The sequence below is a fragment of the Vreelandella maris genome (assembly GCF_013371085.1).
Lineage (GTDB): Bacteria > Pseudomonadota > Gammaproteobacteria > Pseudomonadales > Halomonadaceae > Vreelandella > Vreelandella maris.
Genome location: NZ_JABWCV010000014.1, coordinates 66,929 through 82,134, shown reverse-complemented (window position 1 = coordinate 82,134; position 15,206 = coordinate 66,929). Strand labels below are relative to the sequence as shown.

Below are 15,206 nucleotides of genomic sequence, written 5' to 3'. Positions count from 1 at the left end.
GGAAAGCATGACTTTCCTTCCAATCTATTATCATTAGCGCCTTATCAGGTCGGCGCCTTTTAAATCAAAACTGTCTTAAGAGCGGCTTAGTCGCCACGCTTCACGCCCGGCAGGACGCAGAGCATTTCATACAGCAGCGTGGCGCCCATCAGTGCGGTGTTGCCGCTGGGGTCGTAGGGCGGGGATACTTCAACCAGATCACAGCCGACAATATTCAGGCCCAAGGCGCCACGAACAATTTCCAATCCCTGAGTAGACGTTAGGCCACCCATCTCTACCGTGCCGGTACCGGGGGCAACAGAGGGATCCAAACCATCAATATCGAAACTGATGTACACCGGAATATCGCCCATCTGTTCGCGCACTTCCTGCATCAACGGCGCTAGCGAGCGGTACCAGCACTCCTCAGCGGGAACAACGCGGAAACCTTGATCGCGGCACCAGTCGAAATCCTCAGCGGCGTAACCAGTACCACGCAGACCGATTTGTACGACCTTACCGTGGGCCAACAAGCCCTCTTCCTGAGCACGACGAAATGGAGTGCCGTGAGCAATCGGCTCGCCGAACATATGCTCGTTTACATCGGCATGAGCGTCGATATGAATCAATCCCACCGGGCCATGCTTTTTGGCCATGGCGCGTAGAATTGGCAGCGTCAACGTGTGCTCGCCGCCCAGGGTCATCGGAATGCAGTCATGCTTTAACACGTCGTCGTAAAAGGCCGTGATAATGTCGACGCTTTTCGGCAGATGGAACGTATTGATCGGTACATCACCAATATCGGCTACCTGGAGGCTTTCAAACGGCGCGGCGCGGGTTGCCATATTATAGGGGCGCAGCATGCGCGACTCATCGCGGATCTGGCGCGGCCCAAGGCGCGTGCCGGGGCGGTTCGAGGTACCGATATCCATGGGAATGCCGATAAACGCCGCATCTAAACCTTCAGCGGTGTCTTGGGTAGGCAGGCGCATCATGGTGGCGGGCCCTGCAAAGCGCGGCATGGTGTTGCCGCCCAACGGCTGGTTGAACTCCGACATACACATCTCCTTGGATTTGTTGTGACGATTTAGCCTATGCAACTTTCCTGACTTTCGGCCTTAGCTATCTCCTATAGACATTGCACAGATCATGCCAAGTCGTAGATCCCTATAAAGTGGTGGGATTACCGGCCAAACGATGCAAAAATGAATCAATTTGACGCTTAATCAATTCATTATTGAATCAAAGATCCAATAATGAATTATTTGAAAGGAGTCGATTGCAGTGAGTGAAATAGACATACATGTGCTGCAAACCATTGTAGAGACTGCTAACGATCACTTCTTTATCGTCAGTGGCGATGGGCAGATCGTGGATGTCAGCCCAGGTGCTGAAGCGGTTTATGGAGTATCGCGTGAAGAGCTGCTTTCCAGCAGCGTTCAACAGCTACAGGCGGCTGGGGTATTGAAGCCCTCCATTACCATGGAAGTCATGCGTACCCGTCGGCCCGCGCAATTGATGCAAATCACAGGCACAGGCCGCCGCGTCATTGCAGAAGCCTATCCGGTGTTCGTGAATGGCAAGCTGGAACGCATTATCAGTCGCTCGCGAGATTTAACCGACCTCCAGTTGCTGCAAGACGAATACGCGCTGCTCCAAAAACGCTTTAGCGAACACTTAAAGCGCAGCCATGCCGCGCCGGATGCCGAAGAGCAGGCGCTGGATGATGCCCTGGATAACCTGCAGGTGCGCAGCAGCGTGATGCGTGAAATTGCGCTACTACTCAAGCGGGTCGCACCATCAGATGCCAATGTGCTAATGCTGGGTGAATCGGGCGTGGGTAAAACCGCCTTTGCTAAACAGCTACACCGCTGGAGCCAGCGCTGTGACGGGCCGTTTATTGACGTTAACTGCGCGGCCATTCCTGAGAATTTGTTTGAGTCCGAGATGTTTGGCTATCAGCCCGGCGCTTTTAGCGGTGCGGCGCGGCAAGGTAAGGCGGGACTATTGGAGCAGGCCGAGGGCGGCACGCTGTTCCTTGATGAAATCGGCGAGCTGCCGCTGCTAATGCAAACCAAACTGTTAAAGGTCATTCAAGATGGCAGCCTGACTCGGCTGGGTGACACTCGCTCCCGCAAGGTCAACTTCCGCTTGGTTGTGGCCACTAACCAAGACTTGGCTAAACAGGTTGAGGCTGGGCGGTTTCGGTTAGATCTTTACTACCGTCTCAATGTCATCCCGGTCACCCTGCCACCCCTTCGCGACCGCCGGGAGGATATTCCCGACCTTGTCGAAGCGTGTTTAAACCGGCTGAACCAGCGCTATGGGCGGCAAAAAATTCTCGATACCCGCGTTTGGTCGACCCTAATGGGCAGTGAATGGCTGGGCAACGTTCGTGAGTTGGAGAACTGGTTGGAACGGGCTTGGCTTTCCAGCCCTACCGATCAAATCGAGGTGCCTGCCGCTCAACCATATACCGATCAACACCATGCAAGCCTGCCGAGCTCGTCACCAGCAACGTCGATACCTGGGCTGGAGCCTCATGAAACACTTAAGCAGTATATGGCCCGTTTAGAGCGGGAAACGCTTGAGGCGCTGTGCACCACTCACCCCAGTACCTATGCCATCGCCGAGCGGCTGGGCATCAGTCAGTCCAGCGTGGTGCGTAGGCTTCAGCGCTATGGCATTAAAGTCGCCAAATGATTTTCTGCTTGACACAACGGCTGTCATAAACGATCCATGTAAGTGTCATACAACGGCAACACCTTCAACACAAGCTGAACCAATAACAACCAACAGCCGGTGATGTGTGTGCTATGTCAAACCAATCGCGTATCCGCCTGGAACGTGTCACCAAACGTTGGGACGCGACCACTGCTGTCGATGATATCTCCTTCGACGTCACGCCTGGGCAATTTGTCATTCTGCTAGGCCCTTCGGGCTGCGGCAAATCAACCACGCTGCGTATGATCGCAGGCTTGGAAGAAGCCAGCAGCGGGCGTATTCATATCGGCGAGCGCGACGTCACACGCCTGCCGCCCGGCGACCGAGGGCTGAGCATGGTGTTTCAGTCCTATGCCCTGTTTCCGCATTTAAGCGTTGCCGACAACATCGTCTTTGGCCTGCGTAGCCGCAAGGTGCCCAAAGCCGAGCAGCGCGAACGGCTTGCCAGAGTCGCCGAATTGGTCGATCTCACCGATTACCTGGATCGCAAACCTGCCAAGCTTTCCGGTGGGCAGCGCCAGCGAGTGGCCCTGGCACGCTCGATTATCTCCGAACACCCCATTTGCCTGATGGATGAGCCGCTCTCCAACCTGGATGCCCGGCTGCGCAGCGACATGCGCCGGGAAATCAAAGCGCTCCAAAGTCGCCTAAACATGACGGTGATTTACGTTACCCACGATCAGGTCGAAGCCATGAGCATGGGCGACCGCGTCATTCTGATGCAGCACGGCAAAATCGTGCAGGACGGTACGCCCGACGAGCTTTATAACCGCCCCGCCAGCGCCTTTGCCGCAAGCTTTATTGGTAGCCCAGCGATGAATTTGCTGCCGTTGGTGGCCGGTGAGACTGGCGCCGTCATAGAAGGTGAGCCGAGCACGCTTGTGGCGCCAATGGAGGCCGCCGGTGGACACTTGGGCGTGCGCCCAGAAGATATTGAGCTACGTCCAGCAGCGTCGCCAGGCGTACCCGCCAAGGTAGTAAGTGAAGAGTACTTGGGGGCAGATACCATTGCCTATGTCGAGGTGGGCTCGCATACCCTGCGCGTTCGATTAAGCGGCAAACCGCTATTGACTGGCCAGCCCTGCAGCCTCTTTTGGGCGTCCAAGAACATACACCTTTTCGATGCTAACGGCCTGCGGCGCGATGACATGCCACTAAGCGATTTCGCGCCGCCAATCCGCAGCATTCCTCGTCCACCGGCGGTGGGCTCTTTCCAACACTGATCGCTTTTCAACCTTGGTTCAGTCCTGATACTTGTGGAGTCTTTTATGCGTGCGCGGATCCCTTTTGCGATGACGGCCCTGGCAGCGGGCTTATTAAGTGCCGCTCAGGTTAACGCTGACAGCGTCGATCTGACCATGTACTACCCGGTCTCGGTGGGCGGGGCGCTCACCGATGTGGTGGACAACCTAGTCATGGAGTTTGAAAGCGAACACCCCGATATCAACGTCGAAGCGATCTACGCCGGTAACTACGACGACACCCGCGTACGCGCCATGTCAGCCATGGAAGCCGGCGACACGCCGCAACTGTCGGTCATGTTTTCCATCGATCTGTATGAGCTGATCGAACAAAACGCCATCGTGGCTTTCGATGACCTAATCGAAACCGACGAGGAGCGCGAATGGCTGGATAGCTTCTACCCCGGCCTGATGGAAAACGGCCAGTTGGATGGCAAAACCTACGGCATCCCCTTCCAGCGCTCCACCATCGTACTGTTCTGGAATAAAGACGCTTTTGAAGCCGCTGGCCTAGATCCGGAAACACCGCCTGAAAACTGGGAAGAGATGGCCGAGATGGCCGCCACTGTTCGGGAAGCCTCCAACGGCGAACAGTGGGGCGTGATGGTGCCCTCTACCGGCTACCCCTACTGGATGTTCCAGGCCTTTGCGTTTCAGAACGGCCATCGCTTGATGAGCGAAGATGGCACCGAGGTCTACTTTGACGACCCCGCCGCCGTGGAAGCGCTGGAGTACTGGGTATCGCTGGCTGACGAGCATAACGCCATGCCCGATGGCACCATTGAGTGGGGCACGCTGCGCCAGAACTTCCTAGAGCAGTCCACCGCCATGATGTGGCACACCACCGGCAACCTGACCGCCGTGCGCAGCGAAGCTGATTTCGACTTCGGTGTTGCTATGCTGCCAATGAAAACCCAGCGCGGCAGCCCCACTGGCGGCGGTAATTTCTACATCTTTGAAGATACCAGCGAAGAAGAGCAGCGCGCGGCGATGACCTTCATTCGCTGGATGACCGCGCCCGAGCGTGCCGCGGCCTGGTCGATCGAAACCGGCTATATGGGCGTTAGCCCCGCTGCCTACGAAACCGATGCACTGAAAAGCTATGTGGAAGAGTTCGCGCCTGCAGCCGTGGCCCGCGACCAGCTTGAGCACGGCACTGCCGAGCTTTCTACCTACCAAGGTGGCCGTGTGCGCCGCGCACTGGATAACGCCGTGCAAGCAGCACTGACTGGCCAACTGACGCCAGAAGAAGCGTTAAGCCAAGCGCAGCAAGAAGCCGATAGCGTGCTGCGCCGCTACGCCCGTTAATCGTTATAGGTTTCACTGTTCGCCGGGGCTCGCCCCGGCTTCTTTCACTTGCGGTGTGCCATCATGTCCTTAACCGCCTACCATAAAATGCAGCTTTACGGCGCGCTACTGTTGTTACCGGCGGCGGTACTGCTGACGACTTTCGCTTACCTTCCGACGATCACGACGGTGATCAACAGCCTGTTTTTACCGGGCTTTCGCGGCGCCCCCACTGAATTTGTCGGGCTGGAAAACTATCAGGTGTTGTTCGATGACCCGACGTTTTGGAAAGTAGCGCGCAACAACTTAATCTACGCCATCGGTACGATCCCTACCTCTATCGCGCTGGCCTTATGCATGGCGCTATTCGTTAACGGCAAACTGCGCGGGCGCGGCGTTGTGCGCATGGCCTACTTTACGCCGACCATCCTGCCGATGATCGCCGCGGCCAATATCTGGATGTTTTTCTACGCGCCGCAGATTGGCCTATTCAATCAACTGCTCGGTATCCTCGGGTTTTCCGGCGTCAATTGGCTCGGTGACCCCAGCGTTGCACTGGGCTCCGTGATTGCGATGTCGGTGTGGAAAGAGGCCGGCTTTTTTATGATCTTCTACTTGGCGGCGCTGCAAAGTATGCCCCCCGAGCTAAAAGAGGCATCCGACCTTGAAGGTACCAGCCGCTGGCACTTTTTTTGGCGGGTGACCTTCCCACTATTGATGCCCACCACGCTATTCGTGCTCATCAATGCGCTGATTAACGCGGTAAGGGTGGTGGATCACCTGTTCATTTTGACCAAAGGTGGCCCGAATAACGCCACCAACCTGCTGCTCTACTACGTCTACGAGAACGCCTTTTCATTTTTTGACGGCACCACGGCCGCCACCATTACGGTGGTTATTCTGCTGGTACTCGCCGTCGTCGCCACGCTTAAGTTCACGATTCTAGATCGTAGGACGCACTACCAATGAATACGACGACACCCTATGCCCCCCGCGACCGTTTCGTCTCCATTTCATCACTGGAAACCGTGGCCGCGTGGCTGCTGGCGATTATTTGGATTTTTCCGCTGCTGTATGCCTTTTGGGCCGCCTTCCACCCCAGCGAGTTTATGGTGAATTTCGAACTTTTCGCCCCGCTGACGCTGGAGAACTTCGCCAACGCCTGGTCGCAAGCGCCCTTTGCTCGTTACTACCTGAATACCTTCGCCCTGGTGACGGGGGTAGTGATCGGTCAGTTTGTGGTCTGCACCCTGGCGGCGTTTGCCTTTGCGCGCTTCCCGATTCCCGGCAAGAACGTTCTGTTTATGCTGGTGCTGATTCAGCTTTTTGTGTTCCCCGAAGTGCTGATTGTCGAGAACTACCGCATCGCCAGTGAGTTGGGACTGATCAACACCATTACCGGGATTGGCCTGCCCTATGTGGCCAGCGCCCTGGGTATTTTTCTGCTGCGCCAAACCTTTAAAACCATTCCAAGGGAGCTGGAAGACGCCGCACGCATCGAAGGCTGCAACTGGCTGGAAATTTTGTGGAAGGTGTACGTACCGCTCGCCAAGCCCACTTACCTGGCTTATGGGCTGGTCTCGATTAGCCACCACTGGAACAACTTTATCTGGCCCTTAGTGGTGACCAACTCGGTAGAGAGCCGCCCGCTTACGGTAGGGTTAGGGGTCTTTTCTGCGCCCGAAACCGGCGTTAACTGGGCGACCGTCAGTGCCGCAACCCTGCTCAGTATCGCCCCGCTGCTGGTCGCCTTTCTGCTGTTCCAACGCCAGTTCGTACAATCATTTTTACGGGCAGGGATTCGCTAGGCCAACTCCCTTGAATTTTCGTGCGACAATTAGCTCTCTAGCACGAGACAAGGAGAGCATTGATGCACGGCGACCCGGCAGCCCTCAAGGTACTGCAGGAGGTATTTGGCTACGACAGCTTTCGCGGCCCGCAGCAGGGGATCATTGAGCATGTGATCGCCGGTGGTGATGCGCTGGTGCTGATGCCTACCGGTGGAGGCAAGTCGCTGTGTTATCAGATCCCAGCACTGCTGCGCGAAGGCACCGCCATTGTGGTCTCGCCACTGATCGCGCTGATGCAGGATCAGGTGGCGGCGCTTAAGCAGAACGGGGTTAGGGCGGACTACCTCAACTCCAGCCTCGACTATCACGAGGCAGTCGAGGTAGAGAATCGGCTACGGGCAGGCGAGCTGGATCTTTTATATGTCGCGCCCGAGCGGTTGGCCACGCCGCGTATGCAGAGGCTGCTGGAGCAGACCCGGATTGCGCTGTTCGCCATTGATGAAGCCCACTGTGTCTCCCAGTGGGGCCACGATTTCCGCCCCGAGTATCGCCAGCTCTCCCAGCTACACCAGCGCTTTCCCCAGGTGCCGCGCATCGCCCTCACCGCCACTGCCGATGTGCCCACCCGGGGCGATATCATGGAGCATCTGCAGCTCCAGGAGGCGGCGCTTTACAACAGCGGCTTTGACCGCCCCAACATCCGCTACCATATCGCCGAAAATCAGGGTAACGCCAAGGAACAGCTGCTGCGCTTTATCCGCGAGCACCACGACGGCGAGGCGGGCATCATTTACTGCCTTTCCCGGCGCAAGGTGGAGGAGACCGCCGCCTGGCTGGAACGCCAGGGGTTGACGGCACTGCCCTACCACGCGGGGCTTCCTCCCGAGCAGCGCCAGCACCACCAGACCCGCTTTCTGCGTGAAGATGGCGTGGTCGTCGTGGCCACCATTGCCTTTGGCATGGGCATCGACAAGCCCGACGTGCGCTTTGTCGCGCATCTCAACCTGCCCAAGAGCATCGAAGCCTACTATCAGGAGACAGGCCGCGCCGGGCGTGATGGCCTGCCCGCCGATGCCTGGATGGCCTATGGACTTCAGGATGTGATCACGCTACGCCAGATGCAGCAGGACTCCAGCGCCGCCGACCAGCAAAAGCGCATCGAACAGCAAAAGCTCGATGCCATGCTGGGGCTGTGCGAGATCATCAGCTGCCGCCGCCAGGCGCTTTTGCACTACTTTGGCGATCACCTGGACGCCCCTTGCGGCAACTGCGATAACTGCCTGACCCCACCCGAGACCTGGGAGGCCACCGTGGCGGTGCAAAAGGCACTGTCGTGCGTCTACCGCACCGAGCAGCGCTTCGGCGTGACCTACCTCGTGGATGTACTGCTAGGCAAAAGCAATGAACGTATCGCCCGCTTTGGCCACGACCGCCTCAGCACCTTCGGCATCGGCAAAGACCTCACGGCCAGCGAATGGAAAGCGCTCTTTCGCCAACTGATTGCCAGCGGCTTTTTGAGCGTGGATATGGAAGGCCACGGCGCCATCAAGCTCACCGCCAATGCCAAGCCGGTGCTTCGCAGCGAGCAGAACCTCACCCTGCGCAAGCCAAGCAAAGCCAACCCTGCCCGGCGGGGAAGCAAAGGCGCCTCAGCCACTCTGGGCCATGGCGCGCTATGGGAAGCCCTTCGCCAGCACCGCCGGGAACTGGCCGAAGCCCAGGGCGTGCCAGCCTATGTGATCTTCCACGACGCCACCCTGGCTGAAATGGTCGAGCAGAATCCCCAGAGTTTAGCGGCACTGGGCGCCATATCCGGCATCGGCGCGCGCAAGTTGGCAGATTACGGCGTGGGCTTTTTGGCCGTTATTCTGGCGCACCCAAACGAACCTGCCACCAGTGCCAATCCGGGCGCCAGCGCTCTGGAATCCGCAGCGCTACTACGTCAGGGGTTAACGCCGGAACAAGTCGCCGAGCAGCGCGGCTTAGCCGCTAATACCGTGTATCGCCACCTAAGCGATGCGATTCAAAGCGGCGAGCTGGCGCTTGAAGAAGTGATCGCCCTGGACGCTGCAACCTTAGAGCAGGTCCGCGCCGCCTTTGTGCAATATCCAGATCAAGGGTTAAAAGTGGTGTTCGACGCACTGGAAGGGCGTATTGATTATGCGATTCTGCAATGCGTGCGGGCATCCATGGCCGCAAAGGGTTAACTTCGCCCCAGAAAATGCTCGCCGCGCTCAATGGCGGCGGCATCAAAAACCCCGGTATCCAAAATCCAGGCAGTGACGAGTTTGGCGGGGGTGACGTCAAAGGCGGGATTCCATACCGGGGCGTTGTCGGGTGCCCAAATTACCTCACCAAAAGCCCCTGCGGCGCCGCGCACCTCAGCGGGATCGCGCTGCTCAATAGGAATGTCCGCGCCAGTGGCGCAGGCAGGATCTACTGTGGTGTAGGGGGCCACCACATAGAACGGCACCTGATGGTAGTGAGCGATTACCGCCAGCATGTAAGTGCCCACTTTATTGGCGAAGTCGCCGTTGGCGCAGATACGGTCAGCCCCCACCATCACTTTATCCACCTTGCCTAACGCCATCAGGCTCGCGGCCATGCTGTCGGTAATTAACTGGTAGGGAATACCCAGATCAGCCATTTCCCAGGCGGTTAAGCGGCCACCTTGCAGCAGCGGGCGGGTTTCATCCACATACACATGAAGGTCTACGCCACGCTGTTTGGCCACCGCCAGCGCGCCAATCGCGGTGCCCACCCCTGCAGTGGCCAGCGCCCCAGTGTTGCAGTGGGTGAGCACACGATCACCCATTTCCAGCAAGTCAGCGCCCCGTTCGGCCATTTGTTGGCACAGCGCACGATCCTCTGCAAACAGCGCGGCGGCGCGCTCGGCTAGAGCATTGGCGCCTTGCTCAAAGCAGGCTTCCATGGCATCCAGGCAGTACATTAGATTGACGGCTGTCGGACGTGTGGCGCGCAGGCGATCGCTGACTTCCTGCCAATCGTGTTCTGGATGGCGCGCGGCGTACTGCGCCAGCACGAAAGCGGCGCTCAAACCAATCAGTGGTGCGCCACGAATGGCTAGGTTCTTAACCGCCCCCTGCCACGCCTCGGGAGAGTCACAGGGCACCCACTTTTCAGCTTGCGGCAACTGGGTTTGATCCAAGTACTCAAGCGTATCGGCATGGACCCGCAAACTGCGTGACTGAAGTTGAGGCATCGATGGACTCCTTGAGTACTTGATCGGAACAGCTACACGGCTTATCAGCCGCGAAGCTTATCATATAGAATGGCTGCCAATAGAAGAGGTGACGCAGACCTTATGATGACGCTACAAACTGAACTGCTGGCCGCCATTTCATGGGCGGCGCAGCAAGGCTGGACTCCTGCTACCGGCGGTAATTTTTCCGCCCGCACCGAGGCGGGCTATCTTGTGACCGCCTCTGGCCGGGATAAAACCTGCATTCAGGCTGATGACCTATTGCTGTGTGACCTGGATGGCAAGGTGCTATCAGGTGATGGTAAGCCGAGCGCGGAGAGCGATCTGCATGCCGCGCTCTATCGCTTAGACGCTTCGATTAACTGCGTGCTCCACACTCACACCGTGGCCAGCACGGTGCTGTCGCGGCGCTTTCCAAAGGGTATCGAGCTAAGCGGTTTTGAAATGCAAAAAGCGCTACAGGGCAACGCTACTCACTACGAGACCATCCATTTGCCCGTCGTGCCCAACTCCCAAAATATGGAAGAACTGGCCGAGCATGTGCGCCTCGGCTGGCCAATGCCCTGGGGCTTTTTGGTCGCAGGGCACGGCATTTATGCCGTGGGTGATAGCATTGCCAGTTGCCGCCGTCACCTGGAAGCGATTGAGTTTTTACTTGCCTGTGTACTTGAAGAGAGTCGGTGGTCTTAAATGAGTAGTCTTAAATGAGTAACCCAACTGTTCGCGCCATTGTGACCGATATTGAAGGCACCACCACGGACATTAACTTCGTGCACAAGGTGCTGTTTCCCTACGCCCACAATAAGTTACCTGAGTTTCTACGCGCTAACGCAGAAACCCCAGCCGTCGCCGAGCAGATCGACGCCGTGCGCAGCGAAATGGGTGACCCTGATGCCACGCTGGAAGCTGTCATTGTTGAATTGCTGCACTGGATAGAAACCGATCAAAAAGTCACCCCGCTGAAAGCACTGCAGGGCATGGTATGGGCCGACGGCTACCAGCGTGGCGATTTTAAAGGTCACCTATATAGCGATGTAGCACCTGCATTGCACCAGTGGAAAGAGACAGGCAAAGCCCTTTACGTTTATTCGTCAGGCTCCGTACAGGCCCAAAAACTGCTGTTTGGCTACAGCAATGAGGGCGATTTAACCCCGCTGTTTAGCGGCTACTTCGATACCCATATTGGTCATAAGCGCGAGGCGACTGCTTATCAGCGTATTGTTGCCGAGCTTGACCTGCCTGCGGATGCGGTGCTGTTCTTGTCGGATGTGGTCGAAGAGCTGGATGCCGCCAAGCAGGCGGGCATGCAAACGCTGCAACTGGTACGTGAAGGTACTCAGGCCGGTACCCATCATGCATGCGTCACCCGCTTCGATGAGATCGTTCTGTAACGTTCATCGCACGTCACTTTTAAGGAGAGTTGTAGATGTCGCAACTAAAAGTATTTGCTGATCAAAACCCGAACGATGCTCTGATCGACACCACTGACGGCGAACAAATGACCACTGAGCTCAACAAGGTGGGTGTGCTGTTTGAGCGCTGGGCAGCGCCGGGCGAGATTGCTGACGATGCCACCCAGGAAGATATTTTGGCGCTTTACCAGGAAGATATTGACCGGGTCAAAGCTAAGGGCGGCTATCAGACCGTCGATGTGCTGCACATGGTGCCCACGCACCCAGAGAAGGACGCCATGCGGCAGAAGTTCTTAAACGAGCATCGCCACCACGAAGATGAAGTGCGTTTCTTCGTTAAGGGCCAGGGGCTATTCTGCCTGCACATCGATAACAAGGTGTATCAGGTGCTGTGCTCTCGCAATGACCTGATCAGCGTGCCTGCCAACACGCCCCATTGGTTCGATATGGGCCCAGCGCCGGAATTCACCGCGCTACGTTTCTTCGATAACGTGGAAGGCTGGGTGCCCCACTGGACCGAAAGCGATATCGCCGGGAAGTTTGATCGTTTGGATCAGCTTTAAATAGCTCGGCTATAGGAAAAACTTAGCCTGGGCCGGGACAAACCGTAGCGGGGGTCTTTCGCCATGGATGGCGAAAGTAGCGCCCAGGGATGGGGTCACAGCGCCCCGTGTAGGTTTGTCCCGGCCCTGCCTGCTCGTTCTAACTCCCCTGTAAACCGTTTACAACACCTCTTGCTGGTTATACGCCCTGGCTAAATCCGCCAGCGCATTCAGGTCACAGTAGGCTTCCGGCTCCATGATCAGCGTTTGTCCCATCAGCACATTGCGCGCTTCAAGCTTGGCGCGTAGCGCGGTGTCTTTAATCTCTTCAAAGTCGGCGTTGTGGGCCAGAGATAACACCCGGCGGTGCATTTCGATACCGCAGTAGGCCAGCGCATCCAGGCGGATCTCTTCAAGCAGCGCATCGCAGGCGTCGTCTGCGCTATTGCCTTGCTCTTCAAACAGCGACTTGGGAAATAGAATACCAGTCCGCTCGGTTTGCCAAAGGTGGCGAAATTCGGCATCAAAATGGGTAAAGCAGGCTTCGATCACCTCCAATATCCACGCCTGATAAGCCTCAAGCTCATCTTCTAGGCGATGAGCGGGCTGGCTGAAATAGGCCATCAGGAAGTTGGCCACCGCCATGCCCAAGTCAAAGGCCATTGGACCGTATTGGGAGAACTCAGGGTCAATGACCCGCACGTCAGTATCCGTGGCCATAATCGAGCCGGAGTGCAGATCACCGTGCAGCATGGTTTCGGTGTTCGAGGTGAACTTCATTAACAGCCGCTGCACCTTGGCTTTCAGACGCGCACTGCGGCGCAGCTCGTCCACTACCGGCGAAAGTTCCGGAGTGTGGTGGTTCATTTCGGCGCCATAATAGGGGTCGGTAAACACCAGCGACTCGGTGATGGCGGGAATCGCCACATTGCCTGAGAACAATCCTACGTCCGCTTTTTTCTCCGGGCTGCTCAGCGAAAGCTCCGAGCCGCGAAACGCGGTGCGTGCGCAGAATTGGCCGATGGTTTCGCCAAGCTGGGCAACTCGCTCACCGTTGATTAACTTGCGGCGCAAAATCGTGTGCGGGTGAAGGTACTCCATCACAAACAGCGCCTGGGGTTTGTCGAAGTAGTACACCTCGGGGGCAATGCCGGGCGCACGCTTGGCTTGGCGAACCAGCGCATAATATTCAAAGTGGGCGCGATAAATCGGTAGCGGCCAGCTTTCGCCCACCATGCGTACATAGGGAAGCGCCTGCTTAACCACGACACTGCCTACGTCACCGGAGACGATAAACACTAGGTTGAGGTTGCCGTCACCCACCTCGCGAATGTCCCAGCTAGTGGGTTCTCCGCCCACTCGACTCGCCACCGCCTCAACCCCTCCCAGCCGTTGGGATAGCGTGTCGACGCCGAGCGCGCGGTAATGTTGATCAATCTCCACAGGCCAATCCTCACCAAAACATTGCATATATTCAGACCCGAATAAGGGGCTTTAAGACGTTGATTATCAGAGAGTAACGGTTAAAAGTTAATAAGGGGACTATCGTCATCGTTATTAATGGTGATCCCAATAGGGTCGTTCGCCAATCTCCGTGAACAAATGCTCTAAAAAGGCGGCCACTTTCTGCGAGCGCAGTCGGTTTTCAGGGTAGATAAAATGAATTCCCTCTCGCGTCGCTTCACCTAAGGCTTCATAGGTTTCTAGAATGGGCGTTAGGCCGCCATCGCGCAGCGCATCGAATAGCAACCATGTGGGGAATAGCACAATACCTTGACCTTGCAGAGCGGCTTCCACAAGACTCTCGGCATTGTTGCTATGCAAATTGCCTTTTACCGAATAACGCTGCGCTTGAGGATTGCCAGTCCCCTGGAAATACCAAGGTTGAACGCCGCGTGTTCCTTTATAGACTAAGCAGTTATGGTCACTCAATTGTTCAGGATGGTGGGGCTCGCCGCACCGCGTTAAATACGCGGGGGAAGCGCAAGCGACAAAGCGCTGGGGCGCGAGCTGCCGGGCCACCAAGCTTGAATTCCCCAGCGATCCCACCCGTATTACGACATCGGCGCCCTCTTGTACCGGGTCGATAAAGGCATCGCTCAAGGTTAGCTCTACCTCCACGGCCGGGTTTGCCTGCTGAAAACTAGCCAATAAAGGCGCGACATGCCGACGCCCAAACGCCACAGGTGCATTAAGACGCAACAATCCCTGCGGTTGCTTAGCGCCGCTGATTACCTGCTCGGTAGCGGCATCCAAGCTTTCTAATATGCTTCTTACCTCCCGATAGTAGCGCTCTCCGGCATCGGTGAGCCTTACCGCTCGCGTATGACGGTAGAGCAACCGCTGGCCTAGCGCACGCTCTAACCCTGCAATGTGCCGCGAGACCGAAGAGGCCGGCAAATCGAAGTAGCGCGCGGCTTCAGCGAAGCTGCCACTTGAGGCCACTCGCACAAAAAGGCGTAACGCTAACAGGCGAAGCGAGTTGTCCAAAATGCAATAGTCCTTTGCTGTTTTGACGCATTGTAGCAATAACACTAACTCTCTACAGTACGCGCTTCTTTTACTTAGCGGAGCCACCTATGCGTCACGCACTTATTCTGCTCGGCGTGCTAATGGCCGGGATGGGGCTATCGGTCGAAGCCGGCTTGCTAGGCCCGCTTGGCGAGCAGGTTGGGCACTTATCGGCCACCTTGTCGATTTTTATGGTGGGCGCACTACTGCTCTCGCTAGCACTGGTGTTTGCGCCTAAACGACAGCTGGGAGCCCTTTTTAAGCAGCCGCGCTGGCTACTGACGGGCGGCATCTTAGGCCCGGTCTACGTCATTGTGTTAACGCTTGCGACGCCGCTGGTAGGTGTTGGAATGACGATGGTGGGGATTTTGTGCGGCCAGGTAGCGGCTAGCGTCGCTATCGACCACTTTGGCTGGCTGGGAAGCGAACAGCGTAAAGTCGACGGCTACCGTATTGGCGCCTTGGCGATGATTCTTGCCGCCCTGTGGTTAATGTAA

At 56.9% G+C, this 15,206-nt stretch carries 14 protein-coding genes; 10 read left to right on the top strand and 4 right to left on the bottom strand.

What is annotated here, in order from left to right; genetic code table 11:
* Positions 1-86: 86 nt before the first annotated feature.
* On the bottom strand, positions 87-1,037 hold the full coding sequence (gene speB, locus HUO07_RS13480; protein ID WP_008959398.1) for an agmatinase: 951 nt from the start codon (positions 1,035-1,037) through the stop codon (positions 87-89).
* Positions 1,038-1,263: 226 nt separating this feature from the next.
* Between speB and HUO07_RS13475 the strand changes: the two genes are divergently transcribed.
* From HUO07_RS13475 to recQ, 6 genes are all read left to right on the top strand, one after another.
* Positions 1,264-2,682 (top strand): sigma 54-interacting transcriptional regulator, encoded by a 1,419-nt coding sequence (locus tag HUO07_RS13475; protein ID WP_176304006.1) that lies wholly within the window; start codon positions 1,264-1,266, stop codon positions 2,680-2,682.
* Between the two features lie 113 nt (positions 2,683-2,795).
* Positions 2,796-3,926, top strand: coding sequence for an ABC transporter ATP-binding protein (locus HUO07_RS13470; protein WP_176304005.1), 1,131 nt, complete (start codon positions 2,796-2,798; stop codon positions 3,924-3,926).
* A gap of 45 nt (positions 3,927-3,971) precedes the next feature.
* Positions 3,972-5,252, top strand: a complete 1,281-nt coding sequence (locus HUO07_RS13465) for an ABC transporter substrate-binding protein (protein WP_176304004.1) — start codon at positions 3,972-3,974, stop codon at positions 5,250-5,252.
* A gap of 63 nt (positions 5,253-5,315) precedes the next feature.
* A complete protein-coding gene (locus tag HUO07_RS13460; protein ID WP_176304003.1) occupies positions 5,316-6,200 on the top strand; it encodes a carbohydrate ABC transporter permease in 885 nt (294 codons plus the stop codon).
* Positions 6,197-7,039 (top strand): carbohydrate ABC transporter permease, encoded by an 843-nt coding sequence (locus HUO07_RS13455; protein ID WP_176304002.1) that lies wholly within the window; start codon positions 6,197-6,199, stop codon positions 7,037-7,039. The genes HUO07_RS13460 and HUO07_RS13455 overlap by 4 nt, the downstream gene beginning before the upstream one ends.
* A gap of 62 nt (positions 7,040-7,101) precedes the next feature.
* On the top strand, positions 7,102-9,228 hold the full coding sequence (recQ, locus tag HUO07_RS13450; protein ID WP_176304001.1) for a DNA helicase RecQ: 2,127 nt from the start codon (positions 7,102-7,104) through the stop codon (positions 9,226-9,228).
* Here the strand turns inward: recQ and mtnA are convergent.
* Positions 9,225-10,244 carry an S-methyl-5-thioribose-1-phosphate isomerase gene (gene mtnA, locus HUO07_RS13445; protein WP_176304000.1) on the bottom strand — a complete coding sequence of 340 codons (1,020 nt, stop codon included), beginning with the start codon at positions 10,242-10,244 and terminating at the stop codon, positions 9,225-9,227. The genes recQ and mtnA overlap by 4 nt on opposite strands.
* A gap of 102 nt (positions 10,245-10,346) precedes the next feature.
* On the opposite strand from mtnA, the gene mtnB reads away from it, so the two are divergent.
* The 3 genes from mtnB to HUO07_RS13430 are packed head-to-tail and all read left to right on the top strand — an operon-like array spanning position 10,347 to position 12,219.
* Positions 10,347-10,934: a methylthioribulose 1-phosphate dehydratase gene (gene mtnB / locus HUO07_RS13440; RefSeq protein WP_176303999.1), complete on the top strand. Its 588-nt coding sequence runs from the start codon at positions 10,347-10,349 to the stop codon at positions 10,932-10,934.
* Positions 10,935-10,948: 14 nt separating this feature from the next.
* A complete protein-coding gene (gene mtnC / locus HUO07_RS13435; RefSeq protein WP_176303998.1) occupies positions 10,949-11,635 on the top strand; it encodes an acireductone synthase in 687 nt (228 codons plus the stop codon).
* 35 nt (positions 11,636-11,670) lie between these two features.
* Complete coding sequence (locus HUO07_RS13430; RefSeq protein ID WP_176303997.1) at positions 11,671-12,219, top strand: 1,2-dihydroxy-3-keto-5-methylthiopentene dioxygenase; 549 nt, start codon at positions 11,671-11,673, stop codon at positions 12,217-12,219.
* 159 nt (positions 12,220-12,378) lie between these two features.
* On the opposite strand, the gene mtnK is transcribed toward HUO07_RS13430, so the two are convergent.
* Both mtnK and HUO07_RS13420 read right to left on the bottom strand, forming a co-directional pair.
* The gene (mtnK, locus tag HUO07_RS13425; RefSeq protein ID WP_176303996.1) at positions 12,379-13,641 is read right to left on the bottom strand and encodes an S-methyl-5-thioribose kinase; all 1,263 of its coding nucleotides are present in this window, start codon (positions 13,639-13,641) and stop codon (positions 12,379-12,381) included.
* A gap of 114 nt (positions 13,642-13,755) precedes the next feature.
* Positions 13,756-14,688, bottom strand: a complete 933-nt coding sequence (locus HUO07_RS13420; RefSeq protein ID WP_176303995.1) for a LysR family transcriptional regulator — start codon at positions 14,686-14,688, stop codon at positions 13,756-13,758.
* Between the two features lie 89 nt (positions 14,689-14,777).
* On the opposite strand from HUO07_RS13420, the gene HUO07_RS13415 reads away from it, so the two are divergent.
* Positions 14,778-15,206, top strand: a complete 429-nt coding sequence (locus tag HUO07_RS13415; RefSeq protein ID WP_176303994.1) for a DMT family transporter — start codon at positions 14,778-14,780, stop codon at positions 15,204-15,206.

Excerpts from the sequence above, each read along its gene's own strand:
- HUO07_RS13415 (WP_176303994.1), top strand. The coding sequence starts at position 14,778 with ATGCGTCACGCACTTATTCTGCTCGGCGTGCTAATGGCCGGGATGGGG.
- HUO07_RS13430 (WP_176303997.1), top strand. The coding sequence starts at position 11,671 with ATGTCGCAACTAAAAGTATTTGCTGATCAAAACCCGAACGATGCTCTG.
- mtnB (WP_176303999.1), top strand. The coding sequence starts at position 10,347 with ATGATGACGCTACAAACTGAACTGCTGGCCGCCATTTCATGGGCGGCG.
- HUO07_RS13465 (WP_176304004.1), top strand. The coding sequence starts at position 3,972 with ATGCGTGCGCGGATCCCTTTTGCGATGACGGCCCTGGCAGCGGGCTTA.
- HUO07_RS13460 (WP_176304003.1), top strand. The coding sequence starts at position 5,316 with ATGTCCTTAACCGCCTACCATAAAATGCAGCTTTACGGCGCGCTACTG.
- speB (WP_008959398.1), bottom strand. The coding sequence starts at position 1,037 with ATGTCGGAGTTCAACCAGCCGTTGGGCGGCAACACCATGCCGCGCTTT.
- mtnA (WP_176304000.1), bottom strand. The coding sequence starts at position 10,244 with ATGCCTCAACTTCAGTCACGCAGTTTGCGGGTCCATGCCGATACGCTT.
- HUO07_RS13455 (WP_176304002.1), top strand. The coding sequence starts at position 6,197 with ATGAATACGACGACACCCTATGCCCCCCGCGACCGTTTCGTCTCCATT.
- mtnC (WP_176303998.1), top strand. The coding sequence starts at position 10,949 with ATGAGTAACCCAACTGTTCGCGCCATTGTGACCGATATTGAAGGCACC.
- HUO07_RS13470 (WP_176304005.1), top strand. The coding sequence starts at position 2,796 with ATGTCAAACCAATCGCGTATCCGCCTGGAACGTGTCACCAAACGTTGG.
- recQ (WP_176304001.1), top strand. The coding sequence starts at position 7,102 with ATGCACGGCGACCCGGCAGCCCTCAAGGTACTGCAGGAGGTATTTGGC.